The sequence below is a fragment of the Streptomyces sp. NPDC006476 genome, assembly GCF_040612015.1.
Taxonomy (GTDB): Bacteria; Actinomycetota; Actinomycetes; order Streptomycetales; family Streptomycetaceae; genus Streptomyces; species Streptomyces griseorubiginosus_B.
Map to the genome: position 1 here is coordinate 50,255 of NZ_JBEXPK010000048.1, position 18,995 is coordinate 69,249.

13 protein-coding genes are annotated in these 18,995 nt (G+C 68.6%); 2 read left to right on the top strand and 11 right to left on the bottom strand.

Going from position 1 to position 18,995, the window contains the following annotated elements; translation table 11 throughout:
* Positions 1–173 precede the first annotated feature (173 nt).
* From ABZZ74_RS37775 to ABZZ74_RS37785, 3 genes are read right to left on the bottom strand one after another with little or no spacing between them, the layout of a single operon-like run.
* On the bottom strand, positions 174–1,613 hold the full coding sequence (locus tag ABZZ74_RS37775; RefSeq protein ID WP_356772864.1) for an NAD-dependent succinate-semialdehyde dehydrogenase: 1,440 nt from the start codon (positions 1,611–1,613) through the stop codon (positions 174–176).
* Positions 1,610–4,483 (bottom strand): FAD-binding and (Fe-S)-binding domain-containing protein, encoded by a 2,874-nt coding sequence (locus tag ABZZ74_RS37780; RefSeq protein ID WP_356772866.1) that lies wholly within the window; start codon positions 4,481–4,483, stop codon positions 1,610–1,612. Before ABZZ74_RS37780 ends, ABZZ74_RS37775 begins: the two co-directional genes overlap by 4 nt.
* Positions 4,480–5,748, bottom strand: coding sequence for an aminotransferase class III-fold pyridoxal phosphate-dependent enzyme (locus ABZZ74_RS37785; RefSeq protein WP_356772868.1), 1,269 nt, complete (start codon positions 5,746–5,748; stop codon positions 4,480–4,482). Before ABZZ74_RS37785 ends, ABZZ74_RS37780 begins: the two co-directional genes overlap by 4 nt.
* A 225-nt stretch (positions 5,749–5,973) precedes the next feature.
* Between ABZZ74_RS37785 and ABZZ74_RS37790 the strand changes: the two genes are divergently transcribed.
* Complete coding sequence (locus tag ABZZ74_RS37790) at positions 5,974–7,689, top strand: PucR family transcriptional regulator ligand-binding domain-containing protein (protein ID WP_356772870.1); 1,716 nt, start codon at positions 5,974–5,976, stop codon at positions 7,687–7,689.
* Positions 7,690–8,075: 386 nt separating this feature from the next.
* On the opposite strand, the gene ABZZ74_RS37795 is transcribed toward ABZZ74_RS37790, so the two are convergent.
* From ABZZ74_RS37795 to ABZZ74_RS37830, 8 genes are all read right to left on the bottom strand, one after another.
* Positions 8,076–9,248 carry an ROK family protein gene (locus ABZZ74_RS37795; RefSeq protein ID WP_356772872.1) on the bottom strand — a complete coding sequence of 391 codons (1,173 nt, stop codon included), beginning with the start codon at positions 9,246–9,248 and terminating at the stop codon, positions 8,076–8,078.
* Positions 9,249–9,491: 243 nt separating this feature from the next.
* A complete protein-coding gene (locus ABZZ74_RS37800; RefSeq protein ID WP_356772874.1) occupies positions 9,492–10,601 on the bottom strand; it encodes a phosphotransferase in 1,110 nt (369 codons plus the stop codon).
* 27 nt (positions 10,602–10,628) lie between these two features.
* Entirely contained in the window at positions 10,629–11,978 is a 1,350-nt protein-coding gene (locus tag ABZZ74_RS37805) for an aspartate aminotransferase family protein (protein ID WP_356772876.1), read from the bottom strand.
* A gap of 1,005 nt (positions 11,979–12,983) precedes the next feature.
* Positions 12,984–13,340 (bottom strand): hypothetical protein, encoded by a 357-nt coding sequence (locus tag ABZZ74_RS37810; protein ID WP_356772878.1) that lies wholly within the window; start codon positions 13,338–13,340, stop codon positions 12,984–12,986.
* A gap of 528 nt (positions 13,341–13,868) precedes the next feature.
* Positions 13,869–15,014 (bottom strand): N-methyl-L-tryptophan oxidase, encoded by a 1,146-nt coding sequence (gene solA / locus ABZZ74_RS37815; RefSeq protein ID WP_356772880.1) that lies wholly within the window; start codon positions 15,012–15,014, stop codon positions 13,869–13,871.
* A gap of 20 nt (positions 15,015–15,034) precedes the next feature.
* A complete protein-coding gene (locus ABZZ74_RS37820) occupies positions 15,035–16,438 on the bottom strand; it encodes an FAD-dependent oxidoreductase (RefSeq protein ID WP_356772882.1) in 1,404 nt (467 codons plus the stop codon).
* Positions 16,439–17,009: 571 nt separating this feature from the next.
* Entirely contained in the window at positions 17,010–17,690 is a 681-nt protein-coding gene (locus ABZZ74_RS37825; protein WP_356772884.1) for a haloacid dehalogenase type II, read from the bottom strand.
* A 374-nt stretch (positions 17,691–18,064) separates the two neighbouring features.
* Complete coding sequence (locus tag ABZZ74_RS37830) at positions 18,065–18,205, bottom strand: hypothetical protein (protein WP_356772886.1); 141 nt, start codon at positions 18,203–18,205, stop codon at positions 18,065–18,067.
* A 166-nt stretch (positions 18,206–18,371) separates the two neighbouring features.
* Between ABZZ74_RS37830 and ABZZ74_RS37835 the strand changes: the two genes are divergently transcribed.
* Positions 18,372–18,809 (top strand): cupin domain-containing protein, encoded by a 438-nt coding sequence (locus ABZZ74_RS37835; RefSeq protein WP_356772888.1) that lies wholly within the window; start codon positions 18,372–18,374, stop codon positions 18,807–18,809.
* The last annotated feature ends 186 nt before the right edge of the window (positions 18,810–18,995 follow it).

An 18,995-nucleotide genomic window follows, 5' to 3' on the forward strand; every position in this document is an offset into this window, starting at 1 on the left:
CGGTCGCCGCCGCAGCAGCCAAGGCGACTGCACGCCGCATCGGCTGAAACCGGGCGCACACGCAAAGTCGCATCACACCCTGCAACGCACGCCCCGTGCCCGGTGGCGTGGAAACCGGGCACGGGGCGGGCCGCGCGGTGGGCGACAGGGCGTGTGTCAGGGCATGACCGCCGTCATCGCACGGGCACCGCGAGGTACTGAAACTCCAGGAACTCCTCGATCCCGACCCGGCCGCCCTCCCGGCCGAGCCCGGACTGCTTGACCCCGCCGAAGGGGGCGGCCGGGTTGGAGACGAGGCCGGTGTTCAGCCCGACCATGCCCACCTCCAGGCGCTCGCTGACCCGCAGGGCACGGTCGAGGCCCTCGGTGAAGACGTAGCCGACCAGACCCCACGGGGTTGCGTTGGCGCGGCGCACAACCTCGTCCTCGTCGTCGAAGGTGAGGATCGCCGCCACGGGGCCGAAGATCTCCGTGTCCATCAGGCGGCTGCCGGGGTCGACATCGGTGAGCACGGTCGCCGGGTAGAAGCAACCCGGTCCCTCAGGCGTACGGCCGCCGACGAGCACCCGGGCGCCGCGCTCCACCGCGTCGGCTACCAGGTCCTCGACCTTGGCCCGTCCGGCGGCATCGATCAGCGGGCCGACGTCGACGCCTTCTCGGGTGCCAGGGCCGACGACGAGTGCCCCCATGCGCTCGGCCAGGCGCCGCCCGAACTCCTCCGCCACCGACCGATGGACGAAGAAGCGGTTCGCGGCGGTGCACGCCTCACCCATGTTGCGCATCTTGGCGACCATCGCGCTGTCCACCGCCTTGTCCAGGTCTGCGTCCTCGAAGACGATGAACGGCGCGTTGCCGCCCAACTCCATCGAGGTCCGCACGACCGCGTCCGCGCACTGGGCCAGAAGCAGCCGCCCGACCTGCGTGGAGCCGGTGAAGGAGAGCTTGCGAATCCGCCCGCCGCGCAGGAGCGGTTCGCACACCTCCCCCGCACGGGAGGTGGTGACGACGTTCAGCACGCCGTCCGGCAGCCCGGCCTCCTTGAGGATCGCGGCGAGAGCCAGGCTGGAGAGAGGGGTCTGCGGGGCCGGCTTGAGCACCATCGTGCAGCCGGCGGCGACGGCCGGGCCGATCTTGCGGGTGCCCATGGCCAGCGGGAAGTTCCACGGGGTGATCAGCAGGCAGGGGCCGACCGGGCGGCGCGAGAGCAGCATGCGATTGCGGCCGTCTGGCAGGGTGCCGTAACCGCCGTCGATGCGGACGGCCTCCTCGGAGAACCACCGGAAGAACTCTGCCGCGTACGCCACCTCTCCTCTCGCCTCGGCCAAGGGCTTACCCATCTCGGCCGTCATCAGATGGGCCAGCTCATCCGTACGGTCGAGGATGATCTCGTAGGCGCGGCGCAGGATCTCGCTACGTGCCCGGGGCGACGTACGGGCCCACTCCTCCTGCGCCTGCACGGCCGCGTCCTCCGCGAGGCGCGCGTCCTTCGCGCCCGCGTCGGCGACATGGCAGAGGATCTCGCCGGTCGCGGGGTCGTCCACCGGCATGGTGGCGCCGTCCGCGGCGTCCACCCAGGCACCGCCGATGAACAACTGCGCGGGAGTGTCAGTCATGAGCCTTCTCCTGGTCGGTCGGCGGCGGGGTCGAGGAGTTCCGCGAGGTGCAGGGCGCGGACGCCCTGGTCACCGGCGAGGTGGTCGATCTGGGTGGCGCAGCTGAAGCCGTCAGCGACGACGACGGTCCGCGTGGCGTCCTCGATGCCATCGAGATGCGGCTTCAGCGCCAGGTCGGCGACGGCCATGGAGGTGTCGTAGTGCTGTTCCTCGAAGCCGAAGTTCCCGGCGAGTCCGCAGCAGCCCTCGGCCTCGTCGACCTTGCGTACGCCGAGTCGGCGCAGCAGGTCGCGGGGATGACGGCTCTTGAAGGTGGCGTACTCATGGCAGTGGGTCTGCAGGACGACGTTGTCCGGCAGTTCCGGCGGGGTCCAGGCGGGGGCGGCGAGGTCGGTGAGGGCTCCGGTGAGGGTGTGAACGCGAGCCGCGACACGACGGGCAGCGTGGGTGCCAAGAAGTTCGGGCACGTCGCGTTTGAGGGCGGCGGCACAGCTGGGCTCGGCCACGACGATGGGGCGCTCGTCGCCGTTGTCCAGTCGGGCGACCGTACGGGCCATGATGCGGCGCGCGACCGACAATTGGCCGGTGCTGACCCAGGTCAGGCCGCAGCACAGGCCGTCCTGTGCCGTGCAGGGGATTCCGGCGTCGGCGAGCACGCGGCTCGCCGCTCCGGCCACTTCGGGGCGGAAGGCGCGAGTGAAGCTGTCAACGAAGAGCAGGACCTTGGCGAGCTCGTCGGTCTTCGCCGCGCGCAGGACCTTGCGCAGGGTGCGCCGGGGGGCGAAGGCCGGGATCCTGCGCTGTGTGGTCACGCCGCCGAGTCGGGCGAGCAGCTTGCCGACCGGTCCGCGCAGCAGAGCGTTGGCGGGTCGGGCGGCGTAGCCGGCGAGAGCGGACGTCAGGGGCAGCCAGCCCAGCGAGTAATGCGAGCGGGGCCGGAGTCTGCCCTTGTAGTGGTGGTGCAGGAACTCGGCCTTGTACGTGGCCATGTCGACGCCGACCGGACAGTCGCTGGAACACGCCTTGCACGACAGGCACAAATCCAGGGCGTCGCGGACCTCGGTCGACCCCCAGCCGTCCCGGACGGTCTCGCCGCGCACCATCTCCTGGAGCAGGCGTGACCGACCTCGGGTGGAGTCGTTCTCCTCCCCCGTAGCCCGGTAGCTGGGACACATCACGCCACCGGCATCGCTGCGGCAGCGGCCGACGCCCACGCAGCGGCGAACAGCGCCCGCGAAGCCGTCCTCGTCGTGCGGGAAGCGGAAGAGCGTGTCGACGGGCAGCACCTCGGGCGCGTGCAACGCGAGGTCAGCGTCGAGCCGGGCCGGGGCCACGATGACGCCCGGGTTGAGCAGCCCCTCGGGGTCGAAGACCTCCTTGAAAGCGGCGAAGGCCCGGATCATCCGGTGGCTGTACATGACCTCCAGCAGCTCACCGCGCGCCCGTCCGTCGCCGTGCTCTCCCGACAACGTGCCGCCATGCCTGACGACCAGGGCGGCGGCCTCGGTGAGGAACCGGCGGGCGGCGGCCCGGCCGGTGTCCGTGGCAAGGTCGAAGTCGATGCGCACATGGACGCAGCCGGCGCCGAAGTGGCCGTACAGCACACCGCTCAGCCCATGGGAGTCCAGCAGCTTCCGGAAGTCCCGCAGATAGGCGGCCAGGTTCTCGGGAGCGACCGCCGAGTCCTCCCAGCCGGGCCAGGACTCTCCGCCGGTCACCAGGCGAGCGGCGAGCCCAGCCCCGTCCTCACGGACCCGCCACAGCGAACGCCGCTCTGCCGCGCTCTGAACGACCCGCCCGCCCGTGATCCGGCCCCGGGCCTTGAGGACGTCGAGCAGCTCTGCGGCCCGGGCAGTCACGTCGGCCTCGTCGTCACCGTCGAGTTCGACGTAGAGCCAGGCACGCCCCTCGGGCAGCCCTCTGACGGAATCCGGCCCGCGACGCGCGCGCATGGTGGCGACGATCGCCTCGTCCATGCCCTCCACAGCGGTGGGATTCCAGCGCAGAATCTCCGGCACATCTTCTGCGGCACTGACCACGTCGTCGTAGCCGAGAGTCAGGAGCGCGGAAGCCTGTGCGGTCGCCACGAGGCGGACCGTCGCTGCGGTGACGACCGCACAGGTGCCCTCGGTGCCGACCAGGGCACGGGCCAGGTCGAAGCCGTTCTCCGGCAGCAGGTGGTGGAGCTGGTAGCCGGAGACCTGGCGCGGGATGCGGCCCAGTTCGGTGCGGATCGGGGCCAGGTTGGCGTCGATCAGCCGTCGTACGTCCGCTTCGAGGCGGGCGAGGCGTTCCGCGTCGGCGGGGTCGACCGGGTGCAGCCCGCTGCGGCTGGCGACGGCGCGCACACCCTCGGCCGTCACGATCTCCAGGGACTCGATGTGGGAGCTGGTCCGCCCGTGCCGCACGGACCGGTTGCCGCACGCGTCGTTGCCGATCATCCCGCCGAGGGTGCAGCGGCTGTGCGAGGAGGGGTCGGGGCCGAAGGCGAGCCCGTGCAGGGCAGTCGCGCTCTGCAGCGCGTCGAGAACTACTCCGGCCTCGACGCGCGCGGTGCGCCCCTCCGGATCGATGTCCAGGATCCGGTTCATGTATCGGGAGAAGTCCAGGACGACGCCCGGTCCGACCGCGTTGCCGGCCATGCTCGTGCCGCCGCCCCGCGCGGTGACCGGGATACCGGTCTCCCGGCAGGCCCGCACCACCGCGACCACGTCGTCGGCGCCGCGGGGGAACGCCACGGCCAGCGGCGGCACACGATAGTTGGAGGCGTCGTACGCGTAGACGCCGGTGGAGCCCGGGCCGGTCTCCACCCGCAGACCCGGAGCGATCTCGCCGAGCCGGGCGACGAGGGATGCGAGGGCGTCGGTCATCGGACCGCCGCTCCCGATGCGCCGGCCTCGACCGCGGCCGCCCACGCCTGGAGGCCCTCGTCCACCCCCGCCTCGTCGATCACGAGCGCCGGTATCATCCGTACAACCTGGTTCCACGCCCCGCACAGCAGCAGGAGCAGGCCCTCGTCGACGGCGGCGCGCTGCACGCGAGCGGCGGTCTCGGGGTCGGGACTGCCGTCCTCGGTGACGAACTCAGTGGCCAGCATCAGCCCAAGGCCCCGCACGTCCCCGATGCCCGGTGTCCGGTCGGCCACCGCCTCCAGGCCCTGGCGCAGCCGCGCGCCCATGGCCTCGGCGTTCTCGACGAGCTTCTCGTCGCGTACGACGTCGAGGGTGGCGCAGGCCGCGGCGCAGGCGACCGCGTTGGCCCCGTACGTACCGCCCTGCGAGCCCGGCCACGCCTTGGCCATCAGCTCCTCGGAGGCGGCGATGCCGGACAGCGGGAAACCGCTGGCCAGGCCCTTGGCGGTGACGAGGATGTCGGGGGTGACCCCGAAGTGGTCGTGGCCCCAGAAGCGGCCGGTGCGGCCGACGCCGGTCTGCACCTCGTCGAGGATGAGGAGGAATCCGTGGCGGTCCGCGCGCTCCCGCAGGCCCTCCAGGAAGGCCCGGGTCGCGGGCACATAGCCGCCCTCGCCGAGGACCGGTTCGACGATGATCGCGGCCGTGTCGGCGGGCGAGGAGATCGTCTGGAGGGTGTAGTCCAACTCCTGCAGCGCGAAGCGGGTCGCGGTCTCCTCGTCCCAGCCGTAGCGGTAGGCCGAGGGGAACGGCGTGACGACCACGCCGCTCATCAGCGGCGAGAAGCCGGAGCGGAAGCGGGTGCCGGACGTCGTCATCGAGGCGGCGGCCACCGTACGGCCGTGGAAGCCACCGTGGCAGACCAGGATGTTCGGCCGACCGGTGGCCTGCCGGGCCAGCCGCAACGCCGCCTCCACCGCCTCGCTGCCGGAGTTGGTGAAGAACAGGCTGTCGAGCCCTTCGGGCAGGACCTCGCCCAGCTTGTCGACAAGGCGGCGCAGGGGCTGGTGCATAACGGTCGTGTACTGGCCGTGGATGAGGGTGCCCACCTGTTCCTGGGCAGCCGACACGACCTTGGGGTGGCAGTGCCCGGTGCTGGTGACGCCGATGCCGGCGGTGAAGTCCAGATAGCGGCGGCCGTCCTCGCCGTAGAGGTGGACGCCCTCTCCCCGGACCGCCGCCACGGGCGTGGCCTGGCGAAGGTGCGGCGACAGTGCAGTCATGTTCGTCTCCCGGCGGGTCGTCGGTCTGGCTCCGGTCCGGTCGAGCATCTCTGCGGACCTCGATGACGCCAACTCTCGATTCGTCCGACCGCGCCGCGGTATCTGGACGTTGTGTCAACCGCACCGGGCCCCATGCCCCGCTCGCCCTGCTCGCAGCGGCCCTCTCAGAGCTCTTGCGCAGGTCAGCGTCGCTTGTCAGGGTGGCGGAGCACCCAGGGAGGACCCATGAGCGAGAAGCACCACACGGCTCCAAGGCCCGTCACCGACGGTCTTGACGCCTCGTTGCCGGGCCCGGACATGGACACCGTCGGCCATCCGCTCACCTTGGCCGACGTTCTGGCCCTTCCCGTCCTGTCCGCCGGGCAGCCACAGGTCGTCACCGGAGTGGCCCGGCTGGACCGCCCGGTGCGCTGGGTCCACATCACCGAGCTGACCGACCCTGCCTCTTTCCTCAAGGGCGGCGAGCTCGTCCTGACCACCGGCATGCCCCTGCCCGAGGAGCCGGCCGGCGTACGCCGCTACGTGGACGAACTCGCCGACATCGGCGCGGCGGCCCTTGTCATCGAACTGGTCCGCCGTTACCACCGCCCGCCCGACGCCCTGGTCCATGCCTGCGAGGCCCGTGGCCTCCCCCTCGTGACCCTGGCCAAGGACGTCAACTTCCTGGAGGTCACGCAGGTCGTCCACGCTCTCATCCTCGGTAACCAGGCCGAGGAGATGCGCCGGACCCAGCGCATTCACGAGGCGTTCACCGCCCTCACCCTGCGCGGCGCTGGGCCCGAGGAGGTCGTACGCGCCGCCGCTGGGATGAGCGGCCACACGGTCGTGCTGGAGAACCTGGTCCACCAGGCTCTGATCTGCGAGCCCTCCGGAGGCACAGTCGAGGTGGCGCTCAGCGACTGGGAACGGCGCTCACGAGCGACACCTCCCGCCGGCCACACATCCGTGTCCGGACCCGGCGGCTGGCTCGTTACATCCGTGGAGTACCAGGGCGAACGCTGGGGCCGGGTGGTCATGCTGCCCTCCCTGCTGGGCCAGACCACCCCCTCTACATTCGGTCCCGCGGCTGTGACCGTCCTGGAGAGAGCTGCGATGACCCTCACCATCGCCCGCGTCATCCATTCCGTGTCCTGGGAACGCACGGCACACCGCAACCTCTTGCGCGACCTCGTCGGACAGCGTCACCGCTCTCCTACGGACGCCGATGCCCGGGTCGCCGCGCTGGGTCTGCCCACCAAGGACTGCAGCTTCATGGCCGTACTCGCGGAATTCCCTCAGGAGGCCGACGCGACGAAGGGCGAGACACTCCTCTCCGAAGAGCTGAGGAGGAAAGGGACGCAGGCCCTCGTCGGCGTGCTCGGCCCCACGCGCCTCGGCATCCTCCTATTCCTGCGCCGCGGCCAGCCCTGCTCATCCGTAGTCGAACACGTGAGCCGCACCGTACTCGAGTCGGTGCCAGGGACAACCGTCAGCACAGGCAGCGAGGCGACAGACCTCTTCGGTGTCGCCCGATCCTTCCACGAGGCGACCCGAGTCGCCGAAGCCACCGAGCCCGGCCAGCCGTACCCGCCGGGACGCTCCTACCACGAACCATCCGACATCGGCCTGCGCCGCCTGCTCTTCGCGCTTCGGGAAGACACCCGGATACAGGACTTCACCGAGCGCCAACTCGGCCGACTCCTCGACCACGATGCCCGCCATGGGACGGACTTGCTGACGACCTTGCGCCACTACCTTGACGCGGCAGGCAACAAGACCCTGGCAGCCCGCTCTGGCGGTCTGTCCCGCGAGACCGTGTACCAACGTCTGCGCAGTATCGAGCGGATACTCGACTGCGATCTAGAGTCCGGCGAACACCGCACGGAACTACACGTGGCGCTCACAGTGCTCGATGTCCTACGGGCCAAGCGGAGCCGGAAGGACGAACCGGCCCGCGCATGACACATGGCCCAGCGGTCTCGGCAGCCTGAAGTTCCCCCGAGATGGCGGGGAGGGGTGACGGCAGGTCAGATGGGTCTCATGAGAGGAGCCCTGACGATGCCTGCCCGGAGGAAGTACCCGCCGGAGTTGCCTGAGCGCGCGGTGCGCTGGACCGAAAATGGAGCGGGGCATCACCGGCTTCGCCACCTGGAGCCTGGCCAAGCTCACCGACCACCTCGTCGACCTTCATGTCGTGCCCAGGCCCAGCCGGTAGACGTTGCGCCGTATCCTGCGCGAGGGCAAGGTCTCCTGGCAGACCGCAACGACCTGGAAGGCCTCCATCGCCCCGGGCTTCGTCGCAAAGATGTCCGCGTCCTGGTGTTATGCGACGCCGCCAGGCGTCGCGCTCAGAACGCCGGCGCGGATTGCTCCTGCTGCGGGCCCTGAGTGCGTGCCCTGAGCAGCACGTCCCGGAGGCGGTTGTGCGTCATGGCCAGGCCCGCGGTCACCGCACCGCGTGCTGTCGAGAGTCCCAGTACCTGGGCGATGGTCGTGATCCGCGGGACGGTCGGCAAGGTCCGCTCGAGTCGCTTTCGTACCTCGGGGAGCACCTCTTCCACGAGGGGGCGCAGGCGGCCGACGAAGTAGACGGACTCGGGATCGAGTGTCACGGCGACGACGTTCACGCCCGTGGTGATCGCCGTGGTGAACGCATCGACCACCTCCGTGCGCGCTCGATTGTCCTGCGGCGCCTGCCACAGGTCCTCAACGCTTTGGAGGTCCAGCCCGTGTTCACGAGCGAACCTGAGAAGCCCTCTGGTACTCAGCAGCCCGTCGAGGGTCTGGTCGTCGACACCGGAGGAAAGAACACCGAAGTCGCCGAACGCAGGAGTGCGTCCTCGAGCCAGTTCGTGATCCGTGCAGGTGGCGAAATTGAGGATGCTGCTGACGCTGAACAGAGCGGCGTTCCTGATGCTCGCGTCGTCCGCGAGCACCCCCAGCAGGGACGCGTTCGCGTCACTGTCGAAGGTCACTGGAGCACCGACGAGGTCCTCGACGGTTCGGTGGAGACCTCCGCCGGCGAAGATCTTCATCGGGTCGGCGGGACGAAAGACCTCGGTGCCGCCCCGGACCCAGGCGGGCAGAGCTGCGACGACCTGGCGCAGTGGACCTCGTGCGGTTGCGCTGGTCTGCTCGATCAGGTCGACCAGCCACGCACCGGCAGCGGAGGCGTCGCGGTGCTCCACCGTCGGCACGATCACGTGCTCGATCTCACGGCCGCGTAGATCAGTCACCAGCACACAAGTGGTCACAACGCCGAAACTGACACCCACGATGTGGCCCGTTGTCGGGGGCACATCAAGGTACGTCGACCTGCGGCCACGCCCGATGACAGCATCAACTCCCCCATCCACGATGAAACCGTCGGCGCGCAGTTCCTCGACCGCCCTCGACACGGTCGCCTTGCTCAGTCCCGTGAGTTCGATGAGTTTGTTCCGGGTCAATGGTGCACGCGACAGGACCACTTCAAGGACGCTCGCCTTGTTGTAGTCGCGTGGTGTGGGGTTGCTGCTGCTCACCTCATGACCTTAGCGAGGCTATAGGTCGCTTCAACACGGCCCCTTCTCTCCTGGGTCAGAACCTCGTGGCCGTCTCCGGTGGCGGCCACGTACTCGATCATGTCGTGGGTCTGCCTCGCTGCCTCCGATCGGACCTCCATGCCCGAGTGGCCGATGTATTCGCTCCAGGCCCGGAGGTGGGGGGCGCCTGCGATGCACAACGACTGCCGACCCGGCGTCTGCCAGCCATGACTCCGGAACCTTCTAGGCGTGGTCGTGGCGGGCATTCAGAATCCGGTCGACGACCTCCTCCTTGGCAACGGCCATGGCCCGCTCCACGTTGACCCAGTCGTCCTTGGCGTGCTCGAGCAGGTAGTCGCGGCGCTCCGGCACCCGGTCCGCGCGCCAGTTGGTGATCAGCGCGCGCAGTGTGAGGCGTGCCAGGGCGGCAACGGGCAGGAGGGGCAGCTCGCTGTCCTTGATCGGCCGTGCCTGCTCGTATCCCCTGACGAATGCGCAGGCGTCATGCCAGGGATCCGACGGCGTCCGGCCGAGAAGGTTCGCGAGCGACACGGCCGGATCGAAGATCAGGGCGCTGCGCACGCTGTCCCCGAAGTCGATCACCCCCGTGACGAAGCCGTCCGCTCGGGGATCCACGACCACGTTGTAGGGGCTGTAGTCGCCGTGGATCACCTGGGTCTCCAGCTCGCCCAGCCTCGGCACGATGGCCTCGTCGAAGAGGTGGAAGACCTCATGAGCCAGTCGACGGTACGTGGCATGGGGCGTGTACTCGACGAGCTCCCGCAGGTAGTGGAAGTGGCTGAGGTCCCAGACAAGGCGGCGTTCGTCCGCCGGGTGCCGGAATGTCTGCAGCGCCAGGTCCACTCGCCCGAGCATCCTGCCCACCTCGGCAAGCTGCTGGACGTCGGGGTTCGTTCGCGCCAGCACGGCGCCTTCGATGAAGTCGAAGACCCGCAGGACTCGGATTCTGCCGTCCTTGGTCTCGATCGGTACGTTGTCGCCGCCGTCGGCGGTCGCTTTGACCCGCTGGATGGGGAGGTGGGGGACTTCGGCTTCGAGGTGGCGCATCGCGGCCGTCTGCAGAGCCACGACGGCTACCGCCTCGTCGGGAGGAGACAACTTGACCAGATGATCGGCCGTCCCCGTCCCCGTCCCCGTCCCCGTCCCCGTCCCTATCCGGAGCCGGAAGGTGTCGTCCTTCTCGGTTGCCAGCCGCTCGAGATCTCCGCTCAGCCGGTAATGCCGGGCGAGGAGTTCGTCCACCAACGCTGTGTCGATGGGCTCGTGGGACGATGCCAGACCGCTCTCCTCGAACAGCTGCTGGACCATACTTGCGGAAGGTGAGGTGCTCATCGTCGGGTCCCTTCGGCTGCCGGCCCGCTACAGGCGGATCTTGGCGATCTCCGCGAAGGTCTCGAGGAATCGCGTCACATCGGCCGAGTCGAAGGCCAGCGGCGGCCGGATCTTGAGGACATTGACCGCCTCCCCGGTCCCGCTGATGAGGATACGACGCTCACGCATGTCGTTGACGACGTGCTCGGCCCGGGCGCGGTCGGGTTCCAGCGACTCCCGGTCCTTCACGAACTCGACGCCCACGAACAGACCACTGCCGCGGACCTCCGCGACGTAGGGAGACTGGCGGGTGATCTCCTCAAGACCGGCTCGAAGCGCCCTACCGCTGTCGAGGACCCTCTGCTGCACGTTCTCCGCTTCGAAGACGTCCAGTACCGCGGCCCCGGCGGCGATCGGGATCGAACTGCCGGCAAAGGTGTTGAAGTAACGCACGTTCTGGCCGAACTCGTCACACACCTCGGGCCGGAACACCACACCGGAAATCGGCAGGCCGTTACCCATGGGCTTGCCCATCGTGACGATGTCCGGCACCACCCCGTGGCGGCTGAACCCCCACATCGTTTCCCCGAGCCGGGCGAAGCCCGACTGAACCTCGTCGGCGATGTACAAGCCGCCCGCGGCGTGCACCTCCTCGGCCACTTCGCGCATGTAACCGACGGGGTCGGTGAAGATGCCGTCGCTGGAGTGCGCGCAGTCGGTGATGAGCGCCGCGAGCTTGTACCCGTGGCGCTCCAGGTCGTTGATCGCACCGCGGACCTGGGCACGCATGTACTCGGCGAGCGTCGAGCCGGCCGGGACGCGTCGCGGATCGGGAGCGTCGATGAGCCGGACGTTCGGCCCCAGCGGTGACCCGGCGCCCAGCGTCGGCGAGAAGCTCGCGACTTCGCGGGTAAGACCGTGGTAGGCCCAGCGGGTCACGATGATTCCCTCGCCGCCCGTGTGGAAGCGGGCCACGCGCATGGCCAGGTCGTTCGCCTCCGACCCACTGCACGCGAAGGTGACCTTTGACAGCTCTTCGGGGAACGTCGCGACAAGGCGCTCGGCGTAGTCGACGAGGGATTCCTGCACGTAGCGGGTGTTGGTGTTGACCGCCCTCATCTGGCGGGACACGGCCTCGGCGACGTGCGGGTGGGCGTGGCCGACGCACGGCACGTTGTTGTAGGCGTCGAGGTAGTCGTTGCCGTCCCGGTCGAACAGGTGGGCACCTCGACCGGAGACGAACTCGACCGGCTCCCGGTAGATCAGGGTGTAGCCGGGACCCAGCACGTTGTTCCGCCGCTGGATGGTGGACCGCAACCGCGCAGGCAGTTCACCGAGTACGGCGGGGTCGAACCGATTGGGGTAATTGACAAGCGCTCGACTCAGCGTCGAAGTCATCAGCAGCTCACCTTCTGTCTCGCAGGTCGCAGATCGCATCGCTGTGTAGCTGCAGCCTAACAGCATTCATTCCAGTTTCAAACTGAAACTTATACGCCCAGATTCCAGCACGACGTTTCACAATGTGGCATGACTGTCTCGAGCCCTCGCAGGTCACCCACACCGCCCCGGCTGGCAGCCGCCGTTGCTGAGGCGGCCCTGGCGGTGCACCTTCGACGCCTGCGGCACTCTGGTCGACTTCCAGATCGGCCCCACCCCCTGAGAGTCGTGGCCGACCGGCTGGACCTGGACAACCTGAATGTCGACGAGTTCCTCGACGACTTCCGCGTCATGCGCTTCCAGTCCGCTCTGGAGGCGTACCGCCCTTCCACGAACCACGGCCACACTGCTCAGTTGCGGAGTCCTGCCCGACCGGCAGAACCCCGCGAAGTGGGGTACTACTCCCCACACCTTCCCCTGTCCCAGGGACGACACCGCGGCAACTTCCCCATGAGAGGCTCCCGGTGAGCGTCGCCCTCGACCGACTCGCCCCTCGCCCGCAATCGCCTCAAAGGGCTGCAGTACCGCCCCGACGTCCTCGACGGCTTCCCCACCGGGACTCTCTCGCCCTGCCACCCTGAAACACCGAAGTCGTAATCCAGGACGTAGTTGCTGCGCTGCAGCCGGCGAAGGACGACGACCGCATGGGCAACGCTCACGAGCCAGGCCAGGTTCGGCTTGGCTCCAGCCGGACGCGGAACCATGGTGCGTGTAGCGATCGTGTCACGAGCGCAGACAGGGCCGCCTCAGGTGATCGACGATGCGTGTGACCGTGGCGAAGGACCGGGTTCCGCGAAGTCGACGCCTGGACCGCAAGGCGCCGGGCACCTTCGGCGCCCGGCCCGCGCATGCCGCGATGCTCTCGGGCGTGCGGCGGTTTCCCGAGGCCGCTGCGGCGTACGCTCGCCTCGCCGAGGACCGGGCTCGCATCCAGGGGCCGGACGACGCCGAGGTACTCGACGACCGCTACTGGCAGAGGCGCACTGGACGTACGCCACCCGGCCGCACGAGGCGATCGGTCTGTTCGAGGCGTTCGCGCAGCACTGCGGCCGTGTCTTCGGCGACGGCCACGAACTGACCCTCACTGCCCAGGAGGGTGCGGCCTATGCCACGGGATGCGACGGCCGGCCCGAGGAGGCTCGGGACCTGTACGCCGTCCTGACCGCCGACTGCGAGCAGCTGCGCGGAGGCACCGACGAGCTCACCCTCACCGCCCGTGACGGCACCGCACACCGGACCGGGCCGGCCGGCGACCCGGCCCGCGCCGCACAGCTCTATCAGCAACTGGCCGCGGACTGCGCAGAGGTGTTGGGCACCGGCCACGGTCGCACTCTGAACGCTCAGGAGAGCTGGTCACGCTGGAACGGCCGAGCCGGCCGCGAAAGGTCATCGATCTCCGCGCCGCCGACAGCATCCGTCCCACGCGCGGGAGTCGCGGCGACCGGCACCACGTCCCTCGCCGCGAACGATGCAACGAGCCCCGTCGCCGCTGTCGCTCACGAAGGACGAGCAGCCGAACACCGCGCCGATGGACTCACACAGGCCGCGCCCACCGAGGTTTTCGCCGCCCCTGCGCCGCGCGGTGCGGGCATGGGATGGGGCCAAAAGCGCGCGATCCGCAAGCTCCGCCAAGCGATCGCGCACGCGGAGCGGCCGGGCGTACCGGCGACCCGGCCACCGCGTACACCACGCTGTCCGAGATCCTCACACCGATGGCCGAGTTCGTCGGGCCCGACGCCACGTCCGTCTTGGACGTCCGACACCAACTATCAACAGATCAAACCCGCAACAAGTGTCAGCCGAAGGGCGATACCGGCGTCGCTCCTGCACCGAGGCGGCGGAAGTGGGTGGCTACCTGGTCTTGAACCGGTCCGGACGCACGAAGTCCAAGCCTTCGATGGCCTGCTTGCCCAGCACCTCGTGTGCGGCGATGTGGCCATAGCCGGTCGCCATCTTGAAGCCCTTTCCGGAGAATCCGGTGGCACAGTAGACCCGGCTGTTCTCGTCCAGCCAGCCGAGGAGAGGATGCCTGTCCTCGGTGAAGAGGTCGGGGAAGGCGTCGGAGCGAACGATGCTGGGGATCAGGCCGGGGAGGAACTCGGTGACGATGTCGGTGACCTTCTCGACTTCTTGCGGGGTGAGTTCCCTGGGCACGGAGTCCGGGTCGGGCGTTTCCCTTCCGCGTCCGTCCAGTGGTCCGTCCACCGAGGCCTTGACCGTCACGCCGTCGACGGCGGGTGCGCCGTACAGGGAGCGATCGCCGTACAGCCGGCTGAAGACGGGGAAGCTCTCCGGCGAGAACTGCGTGCCGTCCTGGGCGATGAACCAGGTCAGGACGATCCGATGGGTTTCCGTGACAGCCTTGAGGTGGTCGGGCATGAGCCTCCGGGACCAGCCGCCCGAGGCGACGATGACCTTCTCGAACGTCCAGGTTCTGTCGCCCGAGGTGACGACCACGCCGTGGTCGGTTTCGGTGATGCTGTCGACAGGTGTGTTCTGCAGGACGGTGGCGCCGTTGGCCTGGGCCGCCGCGACGGCGGCGCTGACGGCGCGGTCGGTGCGCAGAACGCCGGCGCGGGGGTCATAGATGGCGCAGTCGTCGGGGCGGAGGTTGTGCTGGGGGTAGCGGTCCGCCATCTCCTCCCGGCTGAGGACGCAGCGCTCGGCTCCGGTGATACGTGTCGCCTCCAAGAGGCTGGTGAGGAAGCTGCCGTTCGCCGTCCCGATGGACAGGCCCCCGGTAATCGTGAGGATTTCCTGCCCGGTTTCCGCTTCGAGCTCGGCCCACAGGCTGCGGGAGCGCTCGATGATGGGGTAGTAGTCGGGTTTCCCGAGGTAGACCATGCGGAACAGGCGGGTGTCCCCGCCCACGGCACTGCGGCCGTGTGCGGGGGTGGCGGCCTCGAAGCCCACTACCGAGTCGGACAGCCGGGAGGCCTGCCACAAGGCCATGCTTCCGATGCTGCCCAAGCCGATGACCGCGAGTCTTGCGTCCATGAGAGCAGTTTCCTGTTCGTTTACTCGTGAAGTCCGGCGAGTCGGCTGCCGAATCTGGCCAGGAGTGAGGTCTTGCTGGAACCTCTGCGCTCTTCCCACCGGTCGGCAATGCCGAAGAGCCGGTACATGGCGTGAACGCCCAGCCAGCGGAAGGGTTCCGCTTCCCACTTCTGTGCCCAATAACCGACCCAGGGAAGAGTGGTCCGCTCGGTTTCCCTCTCGAAGGCGAGCTCCACGAGAGTCCTGCCGCCGACGTAGGCCGACGTGACACCGTGTCCCGCGTAGCCGGTGGACGAGCCGATCCCGGATGCCGGGTCCCAGTGCACGCCGCCGTTCCAGTCGCGCGTGACGCCCAGGACTCCCGACCACGCGTGGTCCACCTCGAAGGGGATCCCCGGGAAGAAGGAACTGAGCTTCTGCGAGATCAGGTCAATGGTGGACTGGGCGGTCGTACCGGCTCCTCCGGTGCCGGACCCGAAGCGGTAGGGCACACCGCGGCCCCCCATGGCGATACGGCCGTCCGACGTCCGCTGGGCGTAGATGAAGGTGTGCGCGGAGTCGCTGAGGCACTGCGGCCCGTACCAGCCGATCTGCTGCCATGCCTCCTCCGGCAGGGGCTTGGTCACGATCATCGAGGAATTGACAGGGATCAGGGTCCGGCTGCCGAGCAGCGGTCCCGAATAGCCTTCGGTGCAGATGAACGTCCTGGCCGCGATGACACGTCCGTCGGCCAGGGTGAGAGTCTTGCCCCCGACACTGCCCACCCGGCTGCCCTCATAGATCCTGACCCCCATGGAGGTCAGGGTGTCGGCGAGGCCGTAGACGAGCTTCGCGGGGTGGAACCGCGCGCAGTGCTTGTAGAAGAGCCCGCCGTGGACGGTGAAGATGTTGATCCGGCTCCGGAACTCCTCCCGGTCGAGCATGCGGACTTCGTCGTCGGTCAGCCCGTACTTCAGGTCGGCATCACGCCTGGCGACAAGCCGGCCCAACCCCGCCCGAGTGTGGGCGGCGACGAGCGCGCCACCCTTGTGCTGATCGGCATCGATGCCCTCGGCCCGGAGGATGTCCAGGACCGCGTCGACGCCGGCGACGAATTCCTGCTGCAACGCCCGGCTCGCTTCCAGCCCTCCCCCGGCGCGGGCGAAAGTGGCACGGTTTCCCGGGGGCATGGCCGAGAGCCAGCCACCGTTGCGTCCTGATGCGCCGTAGCCCACCTGTTCGGCCTCGAAGACGGCCACCGAGAGGGACGGTTCGAGCTTCTTGGCGAAGTACGCCGCCCACAGGCCGGTGTAGCCGCCGCCGACAATGGCCAGGTCGACGGAGTCCTGGCCGGTGAAGCGGGGGAACGAGGGCCTCTTGTCGGCCAGTTGGGCCACCCAGAAGCCGAGCTCTCCGTTTCGGGGTGGTGCCGCAAGGGCGTTCATGGTGTGTCCTTCATCTGTCTCTGGGAACCGCGTGGGCCGGTACTGAAAGGCGGTGCAGCCGCCGTCGACGGGGAGGGTTGTCCCGCTGGTGTTCGAGGACTTCGACGATGCGAGGAAGAGGACGGTGCGGCGAAGCCCTGCATACGGTCGCTGTCGTCCTGCATCACGTCGGCCGGCACGAACGGCGCCGGGGCGTCATTCGCTCAACGAGGGTGCCGAGTGCCTGTTGGAGCCGGTTCCCAGATGCATTCCTCATCATTGGTTCGCCGCTACACCGCCGTGCAGCATCTGGGTCTCGACAGGAGTGTTGGGGGGAGCCCGGCGACACCGATCGCGGTGCGGGCGTGCCGTCCGTTCTCGCTCAGCACCTCGATGAGCAGTTCACTGGCCGCGTTGGCGACGTTCGACTGCTCACCGAAGTCCGGCGTACTGGGCCATCAGGACCAGCATGTGTACGATCCGGACCCGGTCCAGATCGCGTCCCGGCCGACAACCCTTTCACCCAGCGGCTCACCGTCCCGCGTTGCCGGCGAGGACGGGGGGCTCCAGTCCTCAGTTCTCCGCTCAGGCGTCAGGGACGCGGGAGGCCGAAGAGGACGGGGAGGTCGGCGATGTCGGTGATCCGCTCGTAGCCCAGCCAGTGCTCGTCGTGCTCCCAGCCGCGGTCGACGTACACCTTGTTCTTGATGCCCATGATCGCCGCGGAGCGCAGGTCATACATCGGGCTCGCGGAGACGTGCACCAGCTCGTCGGGGGTCACGCCGAGCTTGTCGAACATGTACTCGAAAGCGCGAAGCCGTGGCTTGTAGACGCCCATCTCCTCGGCGCTGATGACGACCTCGAACGGAGCCTTGAGGTTCTCCGCGAGGCGCACGGCGTGCGCGGTGTCGCTGTTCGTGATGATGACCAGTGGGACCTCCTCGGCCAGCCGGTTCAGCGCCTCGGTGACACCGGGGTGCGGGCCCCAGGTGGGGATGCGGTCGTACACCGCCCGCGCGTCGTCCTCGCGGTACTCCAGGCCGACCTTGCGAGAGGCGCGCTCCATGGAACGAGCGACGACCTGGTGGAACGGCTGGTACGCGCCCGTGCACTCGTCGATCCGGTACGCCTTGCAGATCCGCAGGAAGTCATCGGCGACCTCGGCCGGCAGTCGGTCGCCCAGGACCTCACGCATCGTGTCGTTGATGCTGAACTTGATCAGCGTTCCGTTCATGTCGAACGTCACGAACTTGGGCTTTACATCGAATCCCACTGGTCCTCCAGGTGTGGAGCAGAATCCCCGGTCGATTGTCGACCATTATTTGGTCGATTGTCGACCATAGGGGTCTCGGCTGTCAACGTCGTCAGAGGAGTGCCTTGGGCAGACCCGACGCTGATCCCGTTTTCCGCATGACCGTCGGCTCCCGCCACTGGATGCGGACCGCCGACGGGCTGCTCCCGGTCGGGATGAGCGAGTTCGCATACGGCGGAGCTTTCAGCAACTCCTTGGACCGATCGGGGCCCTCAATGCCGCCCCCAGCCGCACGCCTGACACAACGTCCGAACATCGTGCCCGCAACGGACAGATCACGCGTGGGCTCCGTGCGGGGCGTCAGAAATACTCGATGGGCCGGAGCAGTCGCACGCTCAACGCCGCCGGTGCAGGCCGGTCCCAGCATCATGCCCGGCACGGTCAATCCGGTGCTTGCCGAGGCCGCCCATCAGGTCGCCTTCGGCCATCGGCACGCCGTCACCACCACCATGGCGGCGGAGGACGGACAGCACCACCTCAACGCCTTCGAGCCGATCGTCCGACCCTTCGTGTCGAAGTTCGTACCCGCGTGGTCGCCGTTTTCGAGAGCTGTACCGGCCTGGTGTCCACCCACCCGGACATATCGGTCCACCGCACGCGAGATCGTGGCGGCAGCCGTCAGGTCCTGCTCCGAGATGCGCGATGAGTCTGGTCGAACTCGGCCCGGTGACGCCCGGTATGTCCGCTCCCGAATTTCGTCGTTGTCAGATCCACTGGAGGAAAAGCATGTCGCTCCTGAAGACCATTGATCCCAACCCCTCCTTCGCACCCCAGGAGTCCGGCCCGCTGCCGGAACGTCTGATTTCCGGCAACCCGACGTACAGGACCTGGGCTCAGGACTCCGCCCGCGGGGAAACGATCAAAACGGGCGTCTGGGAAGCCACGCCCGGCGAGACGCACTCGATCAAGGGCGAGCTCTTCGAGTTTTGCCACATCCTGTCCGGCGTCATCGAACTCACGCCGGAAGGTGGTGAGCCGGTGGTCTACAAGGCAGGGGACAGCTTTGTCATGAAGCCGGGCTACGTCGGGGTCTGGAAGACCATCGAAACCGTGCGCAAGATCTACCTGACCGTTTCCTGAACCCGGCTCCGCGATGCAGTATGGGGCGATGGGACCGGGCAGCCACCGCCCGGTCCCATCCGTACTGCCCGACGTCGCCGCGCGAAGAGCAGCGGAGTTCCCGCGCACCCGCCTCGTCCTGCCCGGCCTGCGCGTCGACCTCGCGCGGCTGGCCGCGTACGAGCGGGTCTGCGGCTTCGCCACCGG

Excerpts from the sequence above, each read along its gene's own strand:
- ABZZ74_RS37775 (WP_356772864.1), bottom strand. The coding sequence starts at position 1,613 with ATGACTGACACTCCCGCGCAGTTGTTCATCGGCGGTGCCTGGGTGGAC.
- ABZZ74_RS37780 (WP_356772866.1), bottom strand. The coding sequence starts at position 4,483 with ATGACCGACGCCCTCGCATCCCTCGTCGCCCGGCTCGGCGAGATCGCT.
- ABZZ74_RS37785 (WP_356772868.1), bottom strand. The coding sequence starts at position 5,748 with ATGACTGCACTGTCGCCGCACCTTCGCCAGGCCACGCCCGTGGCGGCG.
- ABZZ74_RS37790 (WP_356772870.1), top strand. The coding sequence starts at position 5,974 with ATGAGCGAGAAGCACCACACGGCTCCAAGGCCCGTCACCGACGGTCTT.
- ABZZ74_RS37800 (WP_356772874.1), bottom strand. The coding sequence starts at position 10,601 with ATGAGCACCTCACCTTCCGCAAGTATGGTCCAGCAGCTGTTCGAGGAG.
- ABZZ74_RS37805 (WP_356772876.1), bottom strand. The coding sequence starts at position 11,978 with ATGACTTCGACGCTGAGTCGAGCGCTTGTCAATTACCCCAATCGGTTC.
- solA (WP_356772880.1), bottom strand. The coding sequence starts at position 15,014 with ATGGACGCAAGACTCGCGGTCATCGGCTTGGGCAGCATCGGAAGCATG.
- ABZZ74_RS37820 (WP_356772882.1), bottom strand. The coding sequence starts at position 16,438 with ATGAACGCCCTTGCGGCACCACCCCGAAACGGAGAGCTCGGCTTCTGG.
- ABZZ74_RS37835 (WP_356772888.1), top strand. The coding sequence starts at position 18,372 with ATGAGTCTGGTCGAACTCGGCCCGGTGACGCCCGGTATGTCCGCTCCC.